Origin of the sequence: Pseudomonas sp. MWU16-30323, assembly GCF_020515595.1 — a bacterium.
GTDB classification, from domain to species: Bacteria; Pseudomonadota; Gammaproteobacteria; order Pseudomonadales; family Pseudomonadaceae; genus Aquipseudomonas; species Aquipseudomonas yamanorum.
In genome coordinates this window covers 32,183-52,029 of sequence record NZ_JAIWYM010000023.1, presented here as the reverse complement: position 1 = coordinate 52,029, position 19,847 = coordinate 32,183, and the positions used below count along the sequence as shown (strand labels likewise).

Below are 19,847 nucleotides of genomic sequence, written 5' to 3'. Positions count from 1 at the left end.
CGTTGTTGCGTGACCGTCGTTTGCGTTTCCAGGACGCTCCGGACATCCGTGAGCACTCGATTCTTCCGATTATCGACAGGTAGCCTTGCTATGACTGACAACAAAAACACACCCGAGCTCATCTCCGGCCAGGAAAGCCTGCGGGTGTTCGAAAGTCTCAACCGTGGCATGTCGCGCCGCAATGCCCTGCAAATGCTCGGCGTTGCAGGTGTCGCCGCCGCTGGCGCGGGCAGCCTGTTCGGCGCCGCCGGCAAATTGTTCGCCGATGAAGCGGCCACCGAGGGCAAAGGCAAGCCGGGCGGCAAGATCCGCGTGGCCGGCATGTCCAGCTCCACCGCCGACACCCTCGACCCGGCCAAGGGCGCGCTGTCCACCGACTATGCACGCCACTACATGTTCTACAACGGCCTGACCCGTTTCGATAAGCACCTGGTGCCGCAACTGGAACTGGCTGAGCGCATCGACAATACCGACGCCACGGTGTGGACCATCACCCTGCGCAAAGACGTGACCTTTCACAACGGTAAGGCCCTGACCGCCGCCGACGTGGTGTTCTCCCTGAACCGCCACAAAGACCCGCTGACCGGCTCCAAAGTCATGCCGCTGATGGAGCAGTTCGCCGAGATCAAGGCCAGCGGGCCGAACGAGGTGCAAATTCGCCTTAGCGCGCCCAACGCCGAGTTGCCGTCGATCCTCGCCGTGTCGCACTTGTTGATCGTTCCCGAGGGCACCACCGACTTCAACAAAGGCATCGGCACCGGCCCGTTCACTGTCGGTGAGTTCAAGCCGGGTGTGCGCTCGATTGCCGTGCGCAACAAGAACTACTGGAAACCGGGCTTGCCGTACCTCGACGAGATCGAGTTCATTGCCATCGCCGACGAGCCATCGCGGGTCAACGCGTTGCTGTCGGGCGACGTGCACATGATCAACGAGGTCAACCCGCGTTCCACCACGCGCATCGCCGCAAGTACCAAGCACCGGGTCGTGGATGCGCCGTCGGGCAACTACACTGACTTGATCATTCGCCAGGACCAGTTACCCGGCAAAAGCCCGGAATTCACCCAGGCCATGAAGCTGCTGCTCGACCGTGAGCAGGTCAAGTCTGCGGTGTTCCGTGGGTTTGCCGTGGTGGGCAACGACCACCCGATCGCGCCAGGTTCACGTTACTTCAACGCCGACTTGCCGCAGACGGTCTACGACCCGGAAAAAGCCAGGTTCCTGCTGAAGAAAGCCGGCATGGAAAGCATCACCATGCCGGTCATGGCATCGCCTGCCGCCACCGGTTCGGTGGACATCGCCGTGCTGTTGCAGCAATCGGCGAAACAGGCCGGGCTCAAGCTGGACGTGAACCGCCTGCCGAGCGACGGCTACTGGTCCAACCACTGGATGAAGCACCCGTTGAGCTTCGGCAACATCAACCCTCGGCCGAATGCCGACGTGATGTTCTCGCAGTTCTTCCAGTCCAAGGCGCCGTGGAACGAATCCGGCTGGCAGAACGATCAGTTCGACCAGCTGTTGATGCTGGCCCGTGGCGAAACCGATGACGCCAAGCGCGCCAAAATGTATGGCGACATGCAGACCCTGGTGCACGACCACTGCGGTATCGGCGTGCCGGTGTTCATCAGCAACATTGACGGCGTGGACCAGCGCGTCAAGGGATACGGCACCAACCCGCTGGGCGGTTTCATGGGCTACATGTTTGCCGAGCAGGTGTGGTTGGACGCGTGAGGAGGGCAGTGCGATGAATGGCAATACACTGTGGTTGATCGCCCGGCGTTTCGGCGCCGGGGCCGTGACCTTGTTGATCGTGTCCATGGTCGTGTTTGCGATCACGGCGGTGCTGCCGGGGGACGCGGCGCAGCAATCCCTCGGCCAGTTCGCGACCCCTGAGCAGGTGGCGGCACTGCGCCTGAAGCTGGGGCTGGACCAGCCCGGTGTGTTGCGTTACCTGCACTGGTTGATGAGCCTGCTCACCGGCGACCTGGGCGTGTCAGTGTCCAACGCCATGCCGGTGGGTGAACTGATGGCAGGCCGGGTGCCCAACACCCTGATGCTGGCGGGCGCCACGGCGCTGGTCTCGGTGCCGGTGGCACTGGTACTGGGTATCGGCTCGGCGATGGGCCGTGGCGGGCGCATCGACAGTTGCCTGAGCTTCATTACCCTGGCGATGGTCGCGGTGCCGGAGTTTCTGGTGGCCACCCTGGCGGTGCTGATTTTCGCGGTCAACCTCGGCTGGTTGTCGGCACTGTCTTACGCCAGCGACATCACCTCACCGCTGCAATTCATGCGTACCTATGCCTTGCCGGTGATGACGCTGTGCTGCGTGATCGTCGCGCAAATGGCCCGCATGACCCGCGCCGCGGTGATCGACCAGCTCGACAGCCCCTACGTGGAAATGGCCCGACTCAAAGGCGTCAGCCCCATTCGCATTGTGCTGCGCCATGCCCTGCCCAATGCGATCGGGCCGATCGCCAATGCCATCGCCCTCAGCCTGTCGTACCTGCTGGGCGGGGTGGTGATCGTCGAAACCATCTTCAATTATCCCGGCATTGCCAGCTTGATGGTCGATGCCGTGACCAACCGTGACATGGCGCTGGTACAAGCGTGCACCATGTTGTTCTGCGCGGCCTACCTGGGGTTGGTGCTGATCGCCGACCTGTGCGCAATCCTGTCCAATCCGAGGCTGAGAAACCAATGAACCCGCTCATTGCGAAATCCAAGCCTGTGTCTTCCGCGCTGGCCCTTGCCAAGGTTTCCAGCGGCCCGTCCTGGTTGGGGCTGGTGGGCGCCGTGGTGTGCGTCGTCTGGTTGCTGGTCGCGCTGTTCGGCCCCTGGCTGGCGCCACACCCGGTGGGTGAAGTGGTGTCCGATAACATCTTCGAAGGCTTCAGCCTCACTCATCCGTTCGGCACCGACTACCTGGGGCGTGACATGCTCAGCCGGGTATTGGTAGGCGCGCGATTCACCGTCGGGCTGGCGCTGGTGGCGGCGCTGTTGGCCAGCACCTTCGGCACCGGGTGTGCGCTGCTGTCAGTGGTCTCGCCCAAGTGGCTGGACGAGATCATCAGCCGCATCATGGATGCCTTTATCTCGATCCCAAGCAAAATGCTTGCGCTGATCATGGTCTCGGCGTTTGGCTCGTCAGTGACGCTGCTGATCTGCACGGCGGTTATCAGTTATATCCCAGGCTCGTTCCGTGTCGCCCGCAGCATGGCGGTCAATATCGAGGCCCTGGAGTACGTGCAGGTTGCGCGCACTCGCGGCGAAGGCCGGTTGTACGTGGCGTGCATGGAAATCCTGCCGAATATGCTCAACCCGGTATTGACCGACCTGGGCCTGCGGTTCGGCTACATCGTGCTGTTGCTCAGCGGCATGAGTTTTCTCGGCCTCGGCGTACAACCGCCAGACGCCGACCTCGGCTCGCTGGTGCGCGAAAACATCGGCGGCCTCAATCAGGGTGCGCTGGCCATCATCATTCCGGCGTTGGCCATTGGCACGCTGACCATCGGTGTGAATCTGCTGATTGATTACTTGTCATCACGACGCAGTCGACGCACGGGAGGCCATTGAAATGACCCAATTGATTCGCGTCGAAGACCTGCGTGTCGTTGCTGGAGACGAGCGTGGTGAGGTGGAAATCGTCAAAGGCGTGAGCTTTTCCCTTGAAAAAGGTGAAGTGCTGGCGCTGATTGGCGAGTCCGGCTCGGGCAAGACCACCATCGCCCTGGCGTTGCTCGGCTATGCACGGCGTGGCTGTCGCCTGTCCGGCGGGGTGGTGCAGGTCGGTGAACACGACATGCTCGCCTTGAGCGAAAAACAGCTGCAGGGCCTGCGCGGCAATCGCGTGTCCTATATCGCCCAAAGCGCCGCAGCGGCTTTCAACCCGGCCAAGAAACTCATCGACCAAGTGGTGGAAGGCGCGTTGATCCATGGCCTGGGCACCCGGGTCGAGCTGGAAGCCAAGGCCATCGGCTTGTTTCGCGACCTGGCCCTGCCCAATCCCGAGCGCATTGGCCGGCGCTACCCGCACCAAGTCTCCGGCGGGCAACTGCAGCGGGTGATGGCGGCGATGGCGCTGATCAGCGACCCGGTGCTGGTCGTACTCGACGAGCCGACCACGGCCCTGGACGTGACTACCCAGATCGACGTGCTGCGCGCGTTCAAGCGCGTGGTGCGTGAGCGTGGCGCCACGGCGGTGTATGTGTCCCACGACCTGGCGGTGGTCGCGCAAATGGCCGACCAGATCGTGGTGCTCAACGCTGGGCAAATCCTCGAACAGAGCGCCACCGCGCCGCTGCTCAAGACCCCTGCCCACGAATACACCCGCAGCCTGCTGGCTGCTGCGCGGCCAGACACCACCATCCGCCCGCCCAGCGGGATTGCCGAAGACGTGCCGCTGCTGAACATCAGCGGCCTCACCGCCGGCTACGGCAACAAGAACATGCAAGGCATGCCGGCGATTCGGGTGCTGGAAGATATCGACCTGACCGTGCGTCGTGGCCAGGCCATCGGTGTGATCGGTGAGTCGGGCTCCGGCAAGTCCACCTTGGCGCGTGTGGTCGCGGGGCTGCTGACCCCGGCCCTGGGGGGGCTGACGTTCGATGGCCAGCCGCTGGGCGGCCACCTGTCTGAGCGCACGCCGGAGCAGTTCCGGCGGATCCAGATGGTGTTCCAGAACGCCGACACCGCGCTTAACCCGATGCACAGCGTGGCGACCATCCTCAGCCGCCCGCTGAAGATGTATTTCGGCCTCAAGGGCGCTGCCTTGAAGGCGCGCGTCGGTGAGTTGCTGGACCTGGTGCGCCTGCCGCGCACCCTGGCTGAACGTCGTCCCAACGAGCTGTCCGGCGGGCAAAAGCAGCGGGTCAACCTGGCCCGCGCGCTGGCGGCCAAGCCCGACCTGATCCTGTGCGATGAAGTGACCTCGGCCCTCGACACGGTGGTGGGCGCGGCGATCCTCGAACTGCTGCGGGACCTGCGCCAGCAACTGGGGGTGTCGTACCTGTTTATCAGTCATGACATCTCCACCGTGCGTGCGTTGTGCGATGACATTGTGGTGATGTACAGCGGCCACAAGGTGCAGGCCGGCAACCGCCAGTCGTTTGCCGAGCCACCGTTCCACCCCTACACCGACCTGCTGATTCACTCGGTGCCCGAGTTGCGCCAGGGCTGGCTGGAAACCTGTGGCACCACGTGTGAAACGCTGCCAGCGATTGGCGAGCGGGCCAATGTGCCGGAGCTGTGCACCTTCCTCAATCGCTGCCCGGTACGCGTCGACGGCCTGTGCAACCGCACTGCGCCGAGTCGCCGAGCCCTCGACGACGGCGGTGAAATCCTTTGCCACCACGACAGCGCCCAGTTGCTGAATACCCAGCGGGGCGTCACCACCACCAGCTTGGGAGCCTATGCATGAAGGGGCGTTTTGTGAGGTTGGCCGAACAGGGCCGGCCGACGGTCAGCCTGACCGTGGATGGTGCAGCCATCGAGGCCTTGCAGGGCGACACCTTGATGGTGGCGCTGCTGACCCAGGGCCATGCACTGCGCCAGTCGGAATTCGACAGCGGGCGCCGCGCCGGTTTCTGCCTGATGGGCGCGTGCCAGGACTGCTGGGTATGGACCCGCAGCGGTGAACGCCTGCGTGCCTGCTCCAATGAAGTCCGTGACGGGCTGGACATCGTTACCACACAACCGGAGGCGACATGGCCACTGCACGGGTAGTTATTGTGGGCGCCGGGCCTGCCGGGGTGCGCTGCGCCGAAACCCTGTTGGCGGCGGGTATCAAGCCGATCCTGATTGATGAAAATCGCCGTGACGGTGGCCAGATCTACCGCCGCCAGCCCGACGGGTTCACCCGCGACTACACCACCCTGTACGGCAGCGAGGCTGCCAAGGCCCAGGACCTGCACCAGAGTTTCGATCGCCTGCGCGGCGCCATTGACTACCGCCCCGACACCCTGGTGTGGAACCTCACGCCGGGGCAACTGTGCTGCGTGAGCCAGGGCCGCCATACCACCGTGGAGTATGACGCGCTGATCCTGTGCACCGGCGCCACCGACCGCTTGATGCCCGTCGAGGGTTGGCAACTGGCGGGCACCTATAGCTTGGGCGGGGCGCAGATCGCCTTGAAAAACCAGGCCGTGTCCATCGGTCATCGGGTGGTGTTCATGGGCAGCGGGCCGTTGCTGTACCTGGTTGCCAGCCAATACGTGAAGGCCGGCGCCGAGGTAGCGGCCGTGCTCGATACCTCGCCACTGAGCCTGCGCCTGAAAGCCATGCCCAAACTGTTGGCGCGGCCTGGCGTGCTGTTCACCGGGATCAAGCTGCTGGCGCAACTGTACCGCGCCAAGGTGGCGGTGCACCTGGGGATCAAGCCGCTGCAAGTCATGGGCGACGCCGCCAAGGGTGTGATGGGCGTGCGGTTCACCACGGGCAGTGGGCGGGTGGTCACGGTGCAGGCGGACGCCGTTGCGCTGGGTTATCACCTGCGCCCCGAGACGCAATTGGGCGATCTGGCCGGGTGCGCCATGGCGTTTGATCAAGCCTCCAGCCAATGGTGGCTGGCCACCGATGACGCCGGACGCACCTCGGTGAAGGGCGTGTATGCAGCCGGTGACGGTTCGAAGATTCGCGGCGCGGATGCCGCCGAGCACGCCGGGCGCCTGGTGGCGTTGGCACTGCTGGAAGACCAGCAACAACCGGTGGACACCGGCTTGCGTGATGAACAACAACAGGCCTTGGCAGTGATGGACCAGTTCCGCCTCGGCCTGGCCCAGGCGTTCCCTTGGCCCAGTGAACAGGCCAGGGCCCTGCCAGACAGCGCCATCGTGTGCCGCTGCGAGATGATCAGCGCCGGCGAGTTGCGCCGCACCGTGAAGGAGAAGGGCGCCTGCGAGGTCAATCGCGCCAAGGCGTTCAGCCGCGTGGGCATGGGCCGTTGCCAGGGGCGTTATTGCTCCCAGGCCGGGGCTGAAGTGATCGCCGCCGCTGCCGGCGTGCAGGTCCAGGAGGTGGGGCGCCAGCGCGGCCAGGCGCCGGTCAAACCCTTGTCGATGCTGATCACCGAGGAGGTGCCTTCATGAGTGTACAAAAAGCCGATGTAGTGATTGTCGGTGGCGGCGTGATGGGCTCGGCCACCGCGTTTTTTCTGCGGCGTCGCGGGCTGTCGGTGATCCTGCTGGAGCGCGACCAGATCGGCCAGTACGCCAGTGGCGTCAACTTCGGCAACGTGCGCCGGCAAGGGCGCTTCCTTGGTCAACTGGCCCTGGCCAACCGCTCCTGGGCGCTGTGGAAGCGCCTGCCGGAACTGATCGATGATGACCTGGAGTTCATTCCCAGTGGCCACATGCGCGTGTGTTATCGCGAAGATGAAATCGCCGAGCTGGAAGCCTACGCGGCCGCGCCGGAAGCTGAACAGCTGGACCTGAAAATTTATCGTGGCGCCGAGCTGCATCAACGCTTCGGCTTCCTCGGCCCGGACGTCAAGGGCGGCTCCTATGCGCCCCACGATGGCCACGCCAACCCGCGCCTGGCCGCACCGGCCTTTGCCCGGGCTGCACGACGCCTGGGGGCGCAAATTGAAGAGCGCACTGAAGTCGCCGAGGTGCAGAAGGTCGGCGCTGACTTTCAGGTCTCCACCACCGACGGCCGCCAGTTCCACGCCGCGCAACTGTTGATCACCGCCGGCGCCTGGGGTCAGAAACTCTCGGCGCAGTTCGGTGAACCGGTACCGCTGGACACCCACGGCCCGCAAATGGCGGTGACCGAGCCGGTGCCCTATGCATTGCCGACCGTGATCGGCGTCTACACCAAGATCCCGGAAGAAGTGATCTACTTCCGTCAGATTCCCCGGGGCAATATCGTCATCGGCGGCGGTTACCGCAGCAAGCCCGACATGCTCAACCGCCGCGCCTATGTGGAACCGCGCAGCATCCTCAACCAGGTCAGCCAGATGCGCCGCCTGCTGCCGGGCGTGGGTAACCTGAATATCATCCGCGTGTGGAGCGGCATCGAAGGCTACCTGCCGGACTCGCTGCCGGTGATGGGCGCCAGCGGCACCGTCGACGGCCTGTTTTATGCCTTCGGTTTTTGCGGCCACGGCTTCCAGCTCGGCCCGGGCGTCGGCGATGTGATGGCCGAACTGCTTGGCACCGGGAGCACCAGTACCCCGATCGAACCGTTCTCCATCACCCGGTTCGCCCCACCTGCCGAGCAACGGAGCCAAGCCTCATGAAACCCCGGGTTCTCGAGATTCTCAAACAGCTGATGGCTTTCGACACCGTGTCGTCGGAATCCAACCTGGCCCTGATCGACTACGTGCGCGACCTGCTGCTGACCAAAGGCATCGAGTCGCTGATCGTCAAAGACCAGAGCGGCAAGAAGGCCAACCTGTTCGCCAGCACCGGGCCCAAGGAGCAGCCCGGGGTGTTGCTGTCCGGGCACACCGACGTGGTGCCGGCAGCGGGGCAGGCCTGGACCTTTCCCGCCTTCGCCGCCACCGTGCAGGATGGGCGCATCTATGGGCGCGGCAGTTGCGACATGAAGGGCTTTATCGCCCTGGCCATCGACGCCATGCTGGATGCCGCCGACCACCGCCTGAACCGCCCGCTGCAACTGGCCCTGTCCCATGACGAAGAGATCGGTTGCGTCGGCGTACGGCGCCTGCTCGACGTGCTGCACCTGGCGCCGGTGCGGCCGTTTCTGTGCGTGATCGGAGAACCCACCAACATGCAGTTTGTGCTGGGCCACAAGGGCAAGGGCTCTTACCGCACGTATTGCCGGGGCCAGGAAGCCCATTCTTCCTTGGCGCCACGCTCGGTCAATGCGATTCATGTGGCGTGCGACTTTATCGCTGCCCTGCGCGATAGCCAGCAGCAACTGCAACGCCACGGCGCACAGGACAGCGACTACGACGTGCCCTATAGCACCGTGCATGTAGGGCAGATTGTCGGCGGCAAGGCGCTGAATATCGTACCTAACCTGTGCACCCTGGATTTCGAAGTGCGCAACCTGCCGGCCGACGATCTGGACCTATTTCTGGAGCAGATGCGTGAGCGCGCTGAAGTGATCGTGCGCGAGGCACAGAAGTTGTCCAGCGTGGCGGCCATCGAAATCGAAACCGTCAATGTGTATCCCGGCCTCGACACCCACCCCAGCGTCGAAGCCGTACGTTTTCTCAAGCAATTCGCCGCGCCAGGCACCGGCACTTCCAAGGTCTCGTTCGGTACCGAGGGCGGCCTGTTCAAGCAGCGCCTGGATGTGCCGGTGGTGGTGTGCGGGCCGGGTTCGATCGAGCAGGCGCACAAGCCCGACGAGTTTATCGAGATCAGCCAAATGGACGCCGGAGAGCGCTTTTTGCAAGGTTTGCTGGGTTCGCTTACGGCCTAGCAGAGCCTGCCGTCCTGGGGGCAATTTCAGCACGGGACGCTGCTGAAGCTGCGCTTTCGGCATCCTGATTCGCGGCACCTCCCTAGACTGGAGCGTGTCTCGGATCAGGACTCGACCATGCTCAATAATCGCTTGCAAGACCCCAGCCTCCTGGCTGAACTCGCCTATGTGGATGGCCAGTGGATCGCTGCCGACAGCGGCGCCACCCTGGACATCCGCGACCCCGCCACCGGCCACCTGCTGGCGCGGGTGCCGGCCATGGACGCCGTGGATACCCACCGCGCCATCGCCGCCGCCGAACGAGCCTGGCCCGCCTGGCGCGCACGCCCGGCAGCAGAGCGTGCGGCACTGCTGGAACGTTGGTTCCAGGCCATGCTCGACAACCTCGATGACCTGGCGCTGATCATGACCTGGGAACAGGGCAAGCCGCTCGCTGAAGCCAAGGGCGAGATTCGCTACGGTGCCGGTTTCGTCAAATGGTTCGCCGAGGAAGCGCGCCGGGTCTATGGCGAAACCATGCCGGCGCCCAGCGGCGACCGACGCCTGCTGACCCTCAAGCAGCCGGTGGGCGTGTGCGCGGCCATCACGCCGTGGAACTTCCCCAACGCGATGATCACCCGCAAATGCGCGCCGGCGCTTGCCGCTGGTTGTCCGATCATCGTCAAGCCGTCGGACCTTACCCCGTTGTCGGCATTGGCCCTGGCGGTGTTGGCTGAGCGAGTCGGCATTCCGGCCGGGGTGTTCAACGTGATCACCGGGTTGCCTGCCGGCATCGGCGAGGCGCTGACCGGCAACCCGGCGGTGCGCAAGATCTCCTTTACCGGTTCCACCGCCGTTGGCCGCTTGCTGATGCGCCAGAGCGCCGAGCACATCAAGCGCCTGAGCCTGGAGCTGGGCGGCAATGCGCCGTTTGTCGTATTTGACGACGCCGACCTGGAGCAGGCCGTGGCCGGGGTGATGCTCAGCAAGTTCCGCAATGCCGGGCAAACCTGCGTGTGCGCCAACCGCATCCTGGTACAGGCCGGTATCTACGCGCGTTTCGCCGCGCGCCTGGTGGAGGAGGTGAGCAAGCTCAAGGTCGGTAACGGTCTGGAGGAGGGCGTGACCATCGGCCCGCTGATCAACCCGGCGGCGGTGAACAAGGTCGCACGGCATATCGACGATGCCCTGAGCCAGGGCGCGAAGCTGTTGTGTGGCGCGATCCCCGCGGGTGACAGCCAGTTTGTGCAGCCCACGGTGCTGGGTGACACCCACGCCGGCATGTTGCTGGCCAATGAAGAAACCTTCGGCCCGGTGGCCCCGCTGATGCGCTTTACGGATGAAGCCGAGGCGCTGGCCCTGGCCAACGCCACGCCGTATGGCCTGGGCGCCTACTATTTCACCCAGGACCTGCAGCGCTCGTGGCGTTTTGGCGAGGCGTTGGAGTTTGGCATGGTCGGGCTCAATACCGGGATCATCTCCATGGAAGTGGCGCCGTTTGGCGGTATCAAACAATCGGGCCTGGGGCGCGAGGGCAGCAAGTACGGCCTGGACGAATACCTTGAAGTCAAAGCCTTCCATATCGGCGGCTTGAACTGAATTTTTGCGAGGCACGCACCATGAGCAAGGCATTCAGAATCGCCGCGATTGCCGGCGATGGCATTGGCAAGGAAGTGCTGCCCGAAGGGCTGCGGGTACTGGAACGGGCGGCCAGTCTCTGGAACTTGAACCTGAGCATCGAGGTGCTCGACTGGGCTCACTGCGATTACTACCTGGAGCACGGGCAGATGATGCCTGAGGACTGGTTTGAGCAGCTCAAGGGCTTTGACGCGATTTACTTCGGCGCCGTGGGCTGGCCGGACAAGGTGCCCGACCATATTTCCCTGTGGGGCTCGTTGCTCAAGTTCCGCCGCGACTTCGACCAGTACGTGAACATTCGCCCGGTGCGGCTGTTCCCTGGGGTGCCGTGCCCCTTGGCGGGGCGCGAGCCGGGGGACATCGATTTTGTGGTGATCCGCGAAAACACCGAGGGCGAATATTCGTCAGTGGGCGGCAAGATGTTCGAGGGCACCGAGCATGAATTCGTGCTGCAGGAGTCGGTATTCACCCGGCGCGGCGTCGACCGCATCCTCAAGTTTGCCTTCGCCCTGGCCCAGTCCCGCCCGCGCAAGAAGCTCACGGCGGCGACCAAGTCCAACGGCATTTCCATCAGCATGCCCTACTGGGATGAGCGCACCGCATTGATGGCCGCCAACTACCCCGAAGTGAGCTGGGACAAGCAGCACATCGACATCCTGTGTGCGCGGTTTGTGCTGCAACCGGACCGGTTTGATGTGGTGGTGGCGTCAAACCTGTTCGGCGACATCCTCTCCGACCTCGGGCCGGCGTGCGCCGGGACGATCGGTATTGCGCCGTCGGCCAACCTCGACCCCGAGCGGCGCTTTCCGTCATTGTTCGAGCCGGTGCACGGTTCGGCGCCGGATATTTATGGGCAGAACATTGCGAATCCCATCGCGATGATCTGGTCGGGGGCGTTGATGCTGGATTTCCTTGGCAATGGGGATGAGCGGTATCGGGCGGCCCACGACGGGATCCTGCGGGGGATTGAGGCGGTCATTGCCGAGGGCATGGTGACGCCAGATCTGGGCGGGAAGGGCTCTACTCAGGATGTCGGGCTGGCGATTGCCCAGAGGCTTCAGATCTAAAGCGAGCAGGCTCAAAAATGTGGGAGCGGGCTGGCTCGCGAATGCAGGGGTTCAGTTGAAATATCTCAGGCTGACACCCCGCATTCGGTTGATCCGGCGCCGGGGCACGGTGTCGCAGAGTTACACAGGTTTTCTGTGGGAGCTGTCGAGCTTCAGCGAGGCTGCGATGAGGTCGGCACAGTCGACATCGATGTTGCCTGACCCACCGCTATCGCGGCCTCGCTGAAGCTCGACGGCTCCCACATTTGATCTTTGTCAGCCGCCAAATTGCAGGGTGCCAGCCTGGCCATCAGCGCGCGGGCGCCTGATTGCATCAGTTACACAGGTTTTCTGTGGGAGCTGTCGAGCTTCAGCGAGGCTGCGATGACGTCGGCACAGTCGACATCGATGTTGCCTGACCCACCGCTATCGCGGCCTCGCTAAGGCTCGACGGCTCCCACATTTGGATCTGCATGCATCAATAACCCTTACGCCGATGAGCGATCGTTCCCACGTTCTACGTGGGAATGCATCCCGTGACGCTCCGCGTCACCACTGCGCAAGCCTTGAACCGTGCGTTGCCCGTTGGACGCAGAGCGTCCGGGGCGGCATTCCCACGCAGCGCGTCGGAACGATCATATCAAGACCGTTCTCTCACATTTGGATCTCCACGCATCAATAACCCTTGCGCCGATCCACCTCACCCACCATCTGTTCCCCACGTTCATACCGCCGGATATTCTCCAGCAACACCCCAAACGCGCTCGCCGGTTGGGTCATGGCTGCGATATGGGGCGTCAGTACAATCTGCGGGTGATCCCAGAATGGATGATCCGCTGGCGCAGGTTCCTCCTGCAGCACGTCCAGCACTGCACCGCTCAGTTGCCCACTGCCCAATGCCTCCAGCAAGTCTTCTTCCACCAGGTGCCCGCCACGGCCCATGTTGATCAGCGCCGCCCCACGCGGTAACTGTGCAAACAGCTGCCGGTCGAGAATGCCTTGGGTCTGCTCGGTCAACGGCAGCACACACAACAGAATGTCGCACTGGCCGAGAAACGTCGGCAGTTGGTGTTCACCGGCGTAGCAGTCCACACCTGGCAACTGATGAGCACTGCGCGCCCAGCCCGACAGCGCAAACCCCAACGGCGCCAACGTTGCCAGGATCTGCTGGGCCTGGGTGCCCAGTCCCATCACGCCCACCCTGCGACTCACGGCCGGCTGCAACAGGTGTGCCTGCCAGCAACGCGCGGCTTGCTGCTGGCGGTAGCGCAACATATCGCGGTGCAGGCTGAGCACCGCCCAACTGGCGTACTCGCACATGCCGCGGGTGATGCCGGGGTCGAGCAGGCGCACCACGGGCAGGTCGGGCGGCAAGCGGGAGAGGTCCAGTTGGTCGACCCCGGCCGACAAGGCAAACAGCACTTTCAGGTTGGGCAGTACTTGCTTGAGGTTGTCGGGCGCCTGCCAGGCGGCCAGGTAGTCCACCTCTTCGGCATTACCGATGTCGGGCCAGGCGCGCCATTCGATCTGCGGCGCGTGTTCGGCGAACAGTGCCTGCCAATGTTGGCCGCGCACCGGGTCAGCTTTGTAGAGCAAGGCCATGGGCATTTCCTGCAGGGTTTGGGTAGCCCTCATCATCCCCCAAGCCCGGCGCAGGATCTGTTGAAAGGTGGGGGCAAAACAGTCGATCCGAATTTCTCACGGGCCAAGTTCGGCGTAGTTGGTTGCCCGCAAGCCTTACTCTGAACCACATCGCAACCACTTTCCGGTTGCTGCATTCACGATGGGAACTGCCATGAATAGCAAGGTCGACGAAACCCCTCATTTGCTCCGTCAGCGCGATCAATTCGTGCCCCGTGGCCTGGTGACCGCTCACCCGCTGGTGATCGACCGTGCCCAGGGCGCCGAGTTGTGGGACGTGGATGGCAAGCGTTACCTGGACTTCGTCGGCGGGATCGGCGTGCTGAACATCGGGCATAACCATCCCAAGGTGGTGGCGGCGGTGCAGGCCCAGTTGCAGAAGGTCTCCCACGCCTGCTTCCAGGTGGTGGCCTACCAGCCTTACCTCGACCTGGCACAGCGGCTGTGCGAAATGGTCGGCGGGCAGGAAGCCTATAAGGCCGCGTTTTTCACCTCCGGCGCCGAGGCCGTGGAAAATGCGGTGAAGATCGCCCGCGCCCACACCAATCGCTCGGCGGTGATCGCCTTTCGGGGCGGTTTCCATGGTCGAACCTTGCTTGGCACCACGCTCACCGGCATGAGCCAACCCTACAAACAGAACTTCGGGCCGTTTGCACCGGAGGTGTTCCACACACCGTATCCGAATGCTTATCGCGGGGTGACCAGCGAGCTGGCACTCAAAGCCCTGGATGAACTGCTGGCGACCCAGGTGGCGCCGGAGAGGATCGCGGCCATCATCATCGAGCCGGTGCAGGGCGACGGCGGCTTCCTTGCCGCGCCTGCGGAGTTTCTCCAGGCACTGCGTGCGTTGGCGGACAAGCACGGCATCGTGTTGATCCTGGATGAGATCCAGACCGGTTTCGGCCGTACCGGGACCTGGTTCGGCTACCAGCATGCGGGCATCCAGCCTGACCTGGTCACCGTGGCCAAGAGCCTGGCCGGCGGCTTGCCGTTGTCCGGTGTAGTCGGCAAGGCGCACATCATGGATGCACCGCTGCCTGGCGGCCTGGGCGGCACCTACGGCGGTAATGCGTTGGCGTGCGCGGCGGCACTGGCGGTGATCAGCGCATTCGAGCAGGAGCAACTGCTCGAACGCGGCCAACGGCTGGGCGAACGCCTGCGCCGGGGCCTGCTTGATTTGCAGGCGCGCTACCCGCGTATCGGTGATGTGCGCGGCACCGGCTTCATGTTGGCGATCGAGCTGATCCAGGATGACCCGGCGCGCACGCCGGATGCCGACCTTAACCAACGGCTGATCGATGAAGCCCGCGCCGGCGGGTTGCTGGTGATCAAATGCGGCGTGCATCGCAACGTGCTGCGCTTTCTCGCGCCGTTGGTGACGTCCGAGGCCCAGATCGACGAAGCCTTGGCGATACTCGACGGCGCCTTGGCACGGGTCTTGAACTGAGCCTGTGCTTGTTCAGGGTGGACGGCATCATTGGAGACTTGACCCCACATGGGACTGACAGATTATCGAGCGTTGCTGATCGATTGCGATGAAGTGCTGGTGGACCGCGACTCGGGTGTGTTGGCCGCCCTGCAACCGCTGCTCGACAGCCGTGGCGGGCAGCCGCCCAGGGAGCAGGTGCTGGCCGAGTACAACACGGTGGTCGCGAATCTCTACCCGCGCTTCGCCGAGTTGGGCTTCAGTGGCCTGCTGTGTTTCGCCCACCGCCAACTCGCCGAACGCTGGGGGCTCCACGCCAGTTGGGAGGAGGGCATGAGCTTTGCCCGCAGCGCCGGCAGTTGGGCGCTGTTCGAGGATGCACCGGGGGCTATGCTGTATTTGCGCAAGTTCTATCGGTTACTGGTGCGTGGCGACCGTGACGCAGAGGATCGTGGTGTGTTGTGTGAGCGGCTGGGTATTGCACCGGAAGATTTCATTTCCCTGGCCGATGACCTGCAATGGCTCAGCGAGCAAGCGGAGGAGGTGCAACCGGTGCTGCATGTGACACGACCGTCGGTCGCGGCGCACGGCGTGCTGGACCGCTGTTTGATCGGCCGCCAGCGGCCCCGGCAGCCTTCGCCGTGCGCGGCGGATTACTGCATCAGCAGCATGGCGGATCTGGTGGCTCAGCATCAGCTGTCTTTACGGCGCTGATTTTGCTAGAAGATTGTCTTACAAACGGCAGTCAAGAGGTACGCAATGGAAGGGCAAGTGAAGCTGGACCGGATCGATATCAGTATTCTGGTTGAACTGCAAAAGGACGGCCGGATGACCAATGTCAGCCTCGCCGACGCCGTGGGCTTGTCTGCCAGCCCGTGTTTGCAACGGGTCAAGCGGTTGGAGTCGGCGGGGTATATTTCCAGCTACAAGGCGCACTTGAACCTGGCCAAGATTACCGATTCGGTCACGGTGTTCACCGAGATCACCCTCAGCGACCATAAGCGCGAAGACTTCGCCAAGTTCGAATCCAATATCCGCCTGGTGGACGAAGTGCTCGAATGCCACCTGATCAGTGGTGGTTACGACTACCTGGTGCGCTTCATGACCCGCAGCATCCAGCATTACCAGGAAGTGGTGGAGAGCCTGCTGGACAAGAACATTGGTATCTCCAAGTACTTCAGCTATATCGTCATCAAGTCGCCCGTGCTCAAGGACGGCGTGCCCCTACGCAAACTGCTGCGCCACTGAAGTCGCCTGCACTGCTGATGAAGAGGCAGTGTGGGGGGATTGGCGTTGTACCTGAAATGGACACATCCGTGCCTCGATGCTTCAAGCGTCAGCCAACTGAAACCGATAACCCACCCCATACAATGATTCGATGGGCGTTTCCCCAGGGCACGCCTGCTCCAGCTTGCGTCGCAGATTGCGAATATGGCTGTCCACCGTGCGGTCGGTGACCACGCGGTGGTCGGAGTAGATCTTGTCGAGCAGTTGGTCACGGGAAAATACCCGCCCGGCGGAACGTGCAAAGGTGCTGAGCAGCCTCAGCTCCAGGGGCGTGAGGTCAAGTGCGACACCGTCGAGTGAGGCGCGGTACTGCGTTTCGTCGATCAGCAATCGCTGCCGCGCACTGACCAGCAATTGGGGGCCACGCCGCAGGATGGCCTTGACCCTGGCCACCACCTCGCGGGGGCTGAAAGGCTTGCAGATGTAGTCGTCGGCGCCCAGGTCCAGCCCCAGCAGGCGGTCCACTTCTTCGACGCGGGCGGTGATCATGACGATGGGGACCGAGCTGAACTCGCGTAGGTCCTGGCACACTTGCATACCGTCACGCCCGGGCAGCATCAGGTCGAGCAGGATCAGGCGCGGTGCCTGGGCGCGCACGGTTGGCACCACCTGCAAACCGTTGTCGAGGCACACGGTCGGGTAGCCTGCGGCGATCAGATAATCCTGCATCAATGCGGCCAGCTTCGGTTCGTCTTCAACGATCAGGATCGGGCTTGCGTCGCTCATGGGGTCAGATATTCCTTGGCAGGCGGAGGGTCAGCCAAAGGCCTCCGAGGGGCGAGTGAGCGGCGCTGAGGCTGCCGCCGTGGGCGAGGGCGATGCTTTGACAAATCGCCAGCCCCAGGCCGGCCCCGCCACTGGCACGGTTGCGCGACGACTCGCCGCGATAGAAACGCTCGAACAGGCGCGGCAACTGCTCGGCCGAAACCCCGGGGCCGGAGTCAAGGAAGTCGATGCACACGTCGGCCTGATCCGGGAAGGCGCGGATGCGTATGACGCCCTCCGGATCGGTATAGCGCACCGCGTTTTCCAGCAGGTTGGAAAACAATTGCTGCAAGCGATTGGCATCGGCCAACATTTCCAGAGGCTCAGCCGGCAGGTCCAGTTCGATGCGCAAGCGGCGTGCGTTCAAGCGTTCCTGGAACATCGACACGCTGCTGTTCAGCAGTTGATCCAGCGCACACGCGTGCTTGCGATAGGTCAGCGCGCCCACATCCGCCAGCGAAAGCTCATAGAGGTCATCCACCAGTTTGCTGAGCATGCTGACCTCACCTTGCAAGGACTTCATCGAGCCTTGGTTCAGGGTGCGTACACCGTCTTCGATGGCTTCCAGCTCGCCGCGCAATACCGACAGCGGGGTGCGCAACTCGTGGGACACGTCGGCCATGAATTCGCGTCGCATCTGTTCATTGCGCTCCAGGGTGTAGGCGAGCTGGTTGAAGTCACGGGCCAATTGGCCTACCTCGTCATTGGAGGCCACCGCCACCCGGCTGCTGTAGTCGCCGCTGGCCAGGCGGTGGGTCGCCGCAGCCACCCGTTTGACCGGTTCCAACAGTGTGCGGGCGATCCACCAGGCAATCAGCATTGCCAGCAACAGCGAAAAGGCGCCCATGACCAGGCTGGTGCGTAACTGATATTGCTGGAACCGTTCGCCGCCGGCTTCGGTCACGCTCTGGAACGGGGTCACGGCCAGCCAGCCAACGGTTTCACCGGCCACGACAATCGGGCGTAACAGGGCGTCGTTACCGATATCCGGGTAACCGTTCACGCGTTTCTTGTGTTTATCCAGCAAGGCGATGCGAAACAGGGCGCCCGTCAGGTCCGAGGCCAGGGGCGTGCGCAAGTCGTTCTTCGCCGGATCTTCACCGAGTTCGGGCCGCATGATGTCGAACCAACGGTCCGGCTGGTTGCGCAGGAATTCCCAATTGCCTTCCCGCGCGTAGGCACTGGCCAGGCGCGGCAGCACCGGCGCCATGCGGTCCAGTGCCTGTTCATTGAGATAGCCGAGAAAGCCCCGTCCAAAACTCCAGCTGGTCGCCAAGCCCATGCTCAGGATGACCAGCAGCACGCCGGCCAGTACCGCAATAAACAGCTTGGTGGAGATACTCAACTTCATGGAGGTGGGCCGTCAGCAATGGATTGGACCATTTAGGCCCTGGCGAACAAAAGATTCAACCCGGCCGGGCAATCTTCAATTTTCCTGCACATTTGCCTCGCAGGATGGCGCTGACTCAAGCCATCCCGTCTTGCAGAGGCAGCTATGTCGACGAAAATAATCGCCAAATTCCTGGTCACCGCCGCGGTGCTCCTGTCCTTGATCACTCTGGTCATGCTGGGCGGCTGCTCCGGCGGCGAGCCAGCACCTGCTGCGATCACCCCCCAAGTCTCGGTGATCAGCATAAAACCCCAGAGCCAAGTGCTGACCACCGAGCTTGCGGGCCGCACCCAGGCCTTTATGGTGGCGCAGATTCGTCCGCAGGTCAGTGGCATCGTCCAGCAGCGGTTGTTTGTCGAGGGGGCGGATATCAAGGTCGGGCAAGCGTTGTACCAACTGGACGCGGCGTCCTATACCGCAGCCCTGGCGCAGTCCAGGGCGAGCCTGGCCAAGTACCGCGCCACGTTTAAGTCGGCGCAGGCCACTGCTAAACGCGACGCCGAACTGGTGAAAATCAATGCCATCAGTCAACAGGATAATGAGGACGCGCAGGCGACCTTGCTGACCGCGGCTGCCGACGTGCAAGTTGCCGAGGCGGAAGTCGAAACCGCACGGATCAACCTGGCCTACACGCGTATTACCTCGCCGGTCAGCGGACGGATTGAAACCTCCACCGTGACCCCAGGGGCGCTGGTGGTGGCCAATCAGGACAGCGCATTGACCACGGTGCAGCAACTCGATCCGATCTACGTGGATGTCACCCAGTCGACCACGCAATTGCTGCGGCTCAAGCGTGACCTGGCCAGCGGCGCCTTGCAGTCCAATGGCGAAGGGCAGGCCCGGGTCAGCTTGAAACTGGACGATGGCAGCACCTACAACCAAGAGGGCCGGCTCAAGGTCAGCGGCGTGAGTGTCAGCGAGGGCACGGGCACCGTCACCCTGCGTGCTGAATTCGCCAACCCGGACCACCTGCTGCTACCGGGCATGTACGTACGTGCGGTGCTGGAACAGGCGCGCGATGACCAGGCCATTCTGGTGCCGCAGAAAGCGGTAAACCGCAGCGCCAGTGGTGTGACCACCGCGTTGCTGGTGGTCGACGGCAAGGTCGAACAACGTGAGCTGACCATCGATCGCGCGGTGGGGAATCAGTGGTGGGTCACGGCAGGCCTGCAGCCGGGTGACCAGTTGATCGTCGAAGGCGGGCAAAAAGTCCGTGCCGGCGCCGCCGTTCAAGTGCAGGACGCCAGTGCTCAGGCGGCCACACCCCCCACCCCCGCGAAGGAGGGTTGAA

17 protein-coding genes are annotated in these 19,847 nt (G+C 63.3%); 14 read left to right on the top strand and 3 right to left on the bottom strand.

Annotated features, from left to right (window positions below; translation table 11 throughout):
- Nucleotides 1–90: 90 nt before the first annotated feature.
- The 10 genes from LIY45_RS22630 to LIY45_RS22585 all read left to right on the top strand — a co-directional run bounded on the left by LIY45_RS22630 (nucleotide 91) and on the right by LIY45_RS22585 (nucleotide 12,068).
- Entirely contained in the window at nucleotides 91–1,728 is a 1,638-nt protein-coding gene (locus tag LIY45_RS22630) for an ABC transporter substrate-binding protein (RefSeq protein ID WP_017478858.1), read from the top strand.
- A gap of 13 nt (nucleotides 1,729–1,741) precedes the next feature.
- On the top strand, nucleotides 1,742–2,698 hold the full coding sequence (locus LIY45_RS22625) for an ABC transporter permease (protein ID WP_017478859.1): 957 nt from the start codon (nucleotides 1,742–1,744) through the stop codon (nucleotides 2,696–2,698).
- Complete coding sequence (locus LIY45_RS22620; RefSeq protein WP_017478860.1) at nucleotides 2,695–3,570, top strand: ABC transporter permease; 876 nt, start codon at nucleotides 2,695–2,697, stop codon at nucleotides 3,568–3,570. The genes LIY45_RS22625 and LIY45_RS22620 overlap by 4 nt, the downstream gene beginning before the upstream one ends.
- A gap of 1 nt (nucleotide 3,571) precedes the next feature.
- Nucleotides 3,572–5,413, top strand: coding sequence for an ABC transporter ATP-binding protein (locus tag LIY45_RS22615; protein ID WP_226477665.1), 1,842 nt, complete (start codon nucleotides 3,572–3,574; stop codon nucleotides 5,411–5,413).
- Nucleotides 5,410–5,718 carry a (2Fe-2S)-binding protein gene (locus LIY45_RS22610; protein WP_017478862.1) on the top strand — a complete coding sequence of 103 codons (309 nt, stop codon included), beginning with the start codon at nucleotides 5,410–5,412 and terminating at the stop codon, nucleotides 5,716–5,718. Before LIY45_RS22615 ends, LIY45_RS22610 begins: the two co-directional genes overlap by 4 nt.
- Entirely contained in the window at nucleotides 5,700–7,079 is a 1,380-nt protein-coding gene (locus LIY45_RS22605) for an FAD-dependent oxidoreductase (protein ID WP_017478863.1), read from the top strand. The genes LIY45_RS22610 and LIY45_RS22605 overlap by 19 nt, the downstream gene beginning before the upstream one ends.
- Nucleotides 7,076–8,230, top strand: coding sequence for an FAD-binding oxidoreductase (locus LIY45_RS22600; protein ID WP_226477664.1), 1,155 nt, complete (start codon nucleotides 7,076–7,078; stop codon nucleotides 8,228–8,230). The genes LIY45_RS22605 and LIY45_RS22600 overlap by 4 nt, the downstream gene beginning before the upstream one ends.
- The gene (gene argE / locus LIY45_RS22595; RefSeq protein ID WP_020480191.1) at nucleotides 8,227–9,384 is read left to right on the top strand and encodes an acetylornithine deacetylase; all 1,158 of its coding nucleotides are present in this window, start codon (nucleotides 8,227–8,229) and stop codon (nucleotides 9,382–9,384) included. The genes LIY45_RS22600 and argE overlap by 4 nt, the downstream gene beginning before the upstream one ends.
- 117 nt (nucleotides 9,385–9,501) lie before the next feature.
- Complete coding sequence (locus LIY45_RS22590) at nucleotides 9,502–10,962, top strand: NAD-dependent succinate-semialdehyde dehydrogenase (protein ID WP_226477663.1); 1,461 nt, start codon at nucleotides 9,502–9,504, stop codon at nucleotides 10,960–10,962.
- Nucleotides 10,963–10,982: 20 nt separating this feature from the next.
- Nucleotides 10,983–12,068 carry a tartrate dehydrogenase gene (locus tag LIY45_RS22585; protein WP_017478868.1) on the top strand — a complete coding sequence of 362 codons (1,086 nt, stop codon included), beginning with the start codon at nucleotides 10,983–10,985 and terminating at the stop codon, nucleotides 12,066–12,068.
- A gap of 654 nt (nucleotides 12,069–12,722) precedes the next feature.
- Here LIY45_RS22585 and LIY45_RS22580 read toward each other — a convergent pair.
- Nucleotides 12,723–13,649 carry a glyoxylate/hydroxypyruvate reductase A gene (locus LIY45_RS22580; RefSeq protein WP_226477662.1) on the bottom strand — a complete coding sequence of 309 codons (927 nt, stop codon included), beginning with the start codon at nucleotides 13,647–13,649 and terminating at the stop codon, nucleotides 12,723–12,725.
- Nucleotides 13,650–13,842: 193 nt separating this feature from the next.
- Between LIY45_RS22580 and gabT the strand changes: the two genes are divergently transcribed.
- From gabT to LIY45_RS22565, 3 genes are read left to right on the top strand one after another with little or no spacing between them, the layout of a single operon-like run.
- Entirely contained in the window at nucleotides 13,843–15,135 is a 1,293-nt protein-coding gene (gabT, locus tag LIY45_RS22575) for a 4-aminobutyrate--2-oxoglutarate transaminase (protein WP_226477661.1), read from the top strand.
- Between the two features lie 48 nt (nucleotides 15,136–15,183).
- The gene (locus tag LIY45_RS22570) at nucleotides 15,184–15,828 is read left to right on the top strand and encodes a 2-haloalkanoic acid dehalogenase (protein WP_226477660.1); all 645 of its coding nucleotides are present in this window, start codon (nucleotides 15,184–15,186) and stop codon (nucleotides 15,826–15,828) included.
- 45 nt (nucleotides 15,829–15,873) lie between these two features.
- Entirely contained in the window at nucleotides 15,874–16,362 is a 489-nt protein-coding gene (locus LIY45_RS22565) for an Lrp/AsnC family transcriptional regulator (RefSeq protein WP_010449292.1), read from the top strand.
- Between the two features lie 81 nt (nucleotides 16,363–16,443).
- Here LIY45_RS22565 and LIY45_RS22560 read toward each other — a convergent pair whose 3' ends face one another.
- Together LIY45_RS22560 and baeS are read right to left on the bottom strand one after the other, a co-directional pair.
- Complete coding sequence (locus tag LIY45_RS22560; RefSeq protein ID WP_226477659.1) at nucleotides 16,444–17,127, bottom strand: response regulator; 684 nt, start codon at nucleotides 17,125–17,127, stop codon at nucleotides 16,444–16,446.
- A gap of 4 nt (nucleotides 17,128–17,131) precedes the next feature.
- Entirely contained in the window at nucleotides 17,132–18,517 is a 1,386-nt protein-coding gene (gene baeS / locus LIY45_RS22555; RefSeq protein WP_226477658.1) for a sensor histidine kinase efflux regulator BaeS, read from the bottom strand.
- A 144-nt stretch (nucleotides 18,518–18,661) separates the two neighbouring features.
- Here baeS and LIY45_RS22550 point away from each other — a divergent pair, with 144 nt between their 5' ends.
- Nucleotides 18,662–19,846, top strand: a complete 1,185-nt coding sequence (locus LIY45_RS22550; RefSeq protein ID WP_226477657.1) for an efflux RND transporter periplasmic adaptor subunit — start codon at nucleotides 18,662–18,664, stop codon at nucleotides 19,844–19,846.
- Nucleotide 19,847 lies beyond the last annotated feature (1 nt).

Excerpts from the sequence above, each read along its gene's own strand:
- LIY45_RS22630 (WP_017478858.1), top strand. The coding sequence starts at position 91 with ATGACTGACAACAAAAACACACCCGAGCTCATCTCCGGCCAGGAAAGC.
- LIY45_RS22625 (WP_017478859.1), top strand. The coding sequence starts at position 1,742 with ATGAATGGCAATACACTGTGGTTGATCGCCCGGCGTTTCGGCGCCGGG.
- LIY45_RS22620 (WP_017478860.1), top strand. The coding sequence starts at position 2,695 with ATGAACCCGCTCATTGCGAAATCCAAGCCTGTGTCTTCCGCGCTGGCC.
- LIY45_RS22615 (WP_226477665.1), top strand. The coding sequence starts at position 3,572 with ATGACCCAATTGATTCGCGTCGAAGACCTGCGTGTCGTTGCTGGAGAC.
- LIY45_RS22610 (WP_017478862.1), top strand. The coding sequence starts at position 5,410 with ATGAAGGGGCGTTTTGTGAGGTTGGCCGAACAGGGCCGGCCGACGGTC.
- LIY45_RS22605 (WP_017478863.1), top strand. The coding sequence starts at position 5,700 with ATGGCCACTGCACGGGTAGTTATTGTGGGCGCCGGGCCTGCCGGGGTG.
- LIY45_RS22600 (WP_226477664.1), top strand. The coding sequence starts at position 7,076 with ATGAGTGTACAAAAAGCCGATGTAGTGATTGTCGGTGGCGGCGTGATG.
- argE (WP_020480191.1), top strand. The coding sequence starts at position 8,227 with ATGAAACCCCGGGTTCTCGAGATTCTCAAACAGCTGATGGCTTTCGAC.
- LIY45_RS22590 (WP_226477663.1), top strand. The coding sequence starts at position 9,502 with ATGCTCAATAATCGCTTGCAAGACCCCAGCCTCCTGGCTGAACTCGCC.
- LIY45_RS22585 (WP_017478868.1), top strand. The coding sequence starts at position 10,983 with ATGAGCAAGGCATTCAGAATCGCCGCGATTGCCGGCGATGGCATTGGC.
- LIY45_RS22580 (WP_226477662.1), bottom strand. The coding sequence starts at position 13,649 with ATGGCCTTGCTCTACAAAGCTGACCCGGTGCGCGGCCAACATTGGCAG.
- gabT (WP_226477661.1), top strand. The coding sequence starts at position 13,843 with ATGAATAGCAAGGTCGACGAAACCCCTCATTTGCTCCGTCAGCGCGAT.
- LIY45_RS22570 (WP_226477660.1), top strand. The coding sequence starts at position 15,184 with ATGGGACTGACAGATTATCGAGCGTTGCTGATCGATTGCGATGAAGTG.
- LIY45_RS22565 (WP_010449292.1), top strand. The coding sequence starts at position 15,874 with ATGGAAGGGCAAGTGAAGCTGGACCGGATCGATATCAGTATTCTGGTT.
- LIY45_RS22560 (WP_226477659.1), bottom strand. The coding sequence starts at position 17,127 with ATGAGCGACGCAAGCCCGATCCTGATCGTTGAAGACGAACCGAAGCTG.
- baeS (WP_226477658.1), bottom strand. The coding sequence starts at position 18,517 with ATGAAGTTGAGTATCTCCACCAAGCTGTTTATTGCGGTACTGGCCGGC.
- LIY45_RS22550 (WP_226477657.1), top strand. The coding sequence starts at position 18,662 with ATGTCGACGAAAATAATCGCCAAATTCCTGGTCACCGCCGCGGTGCTC.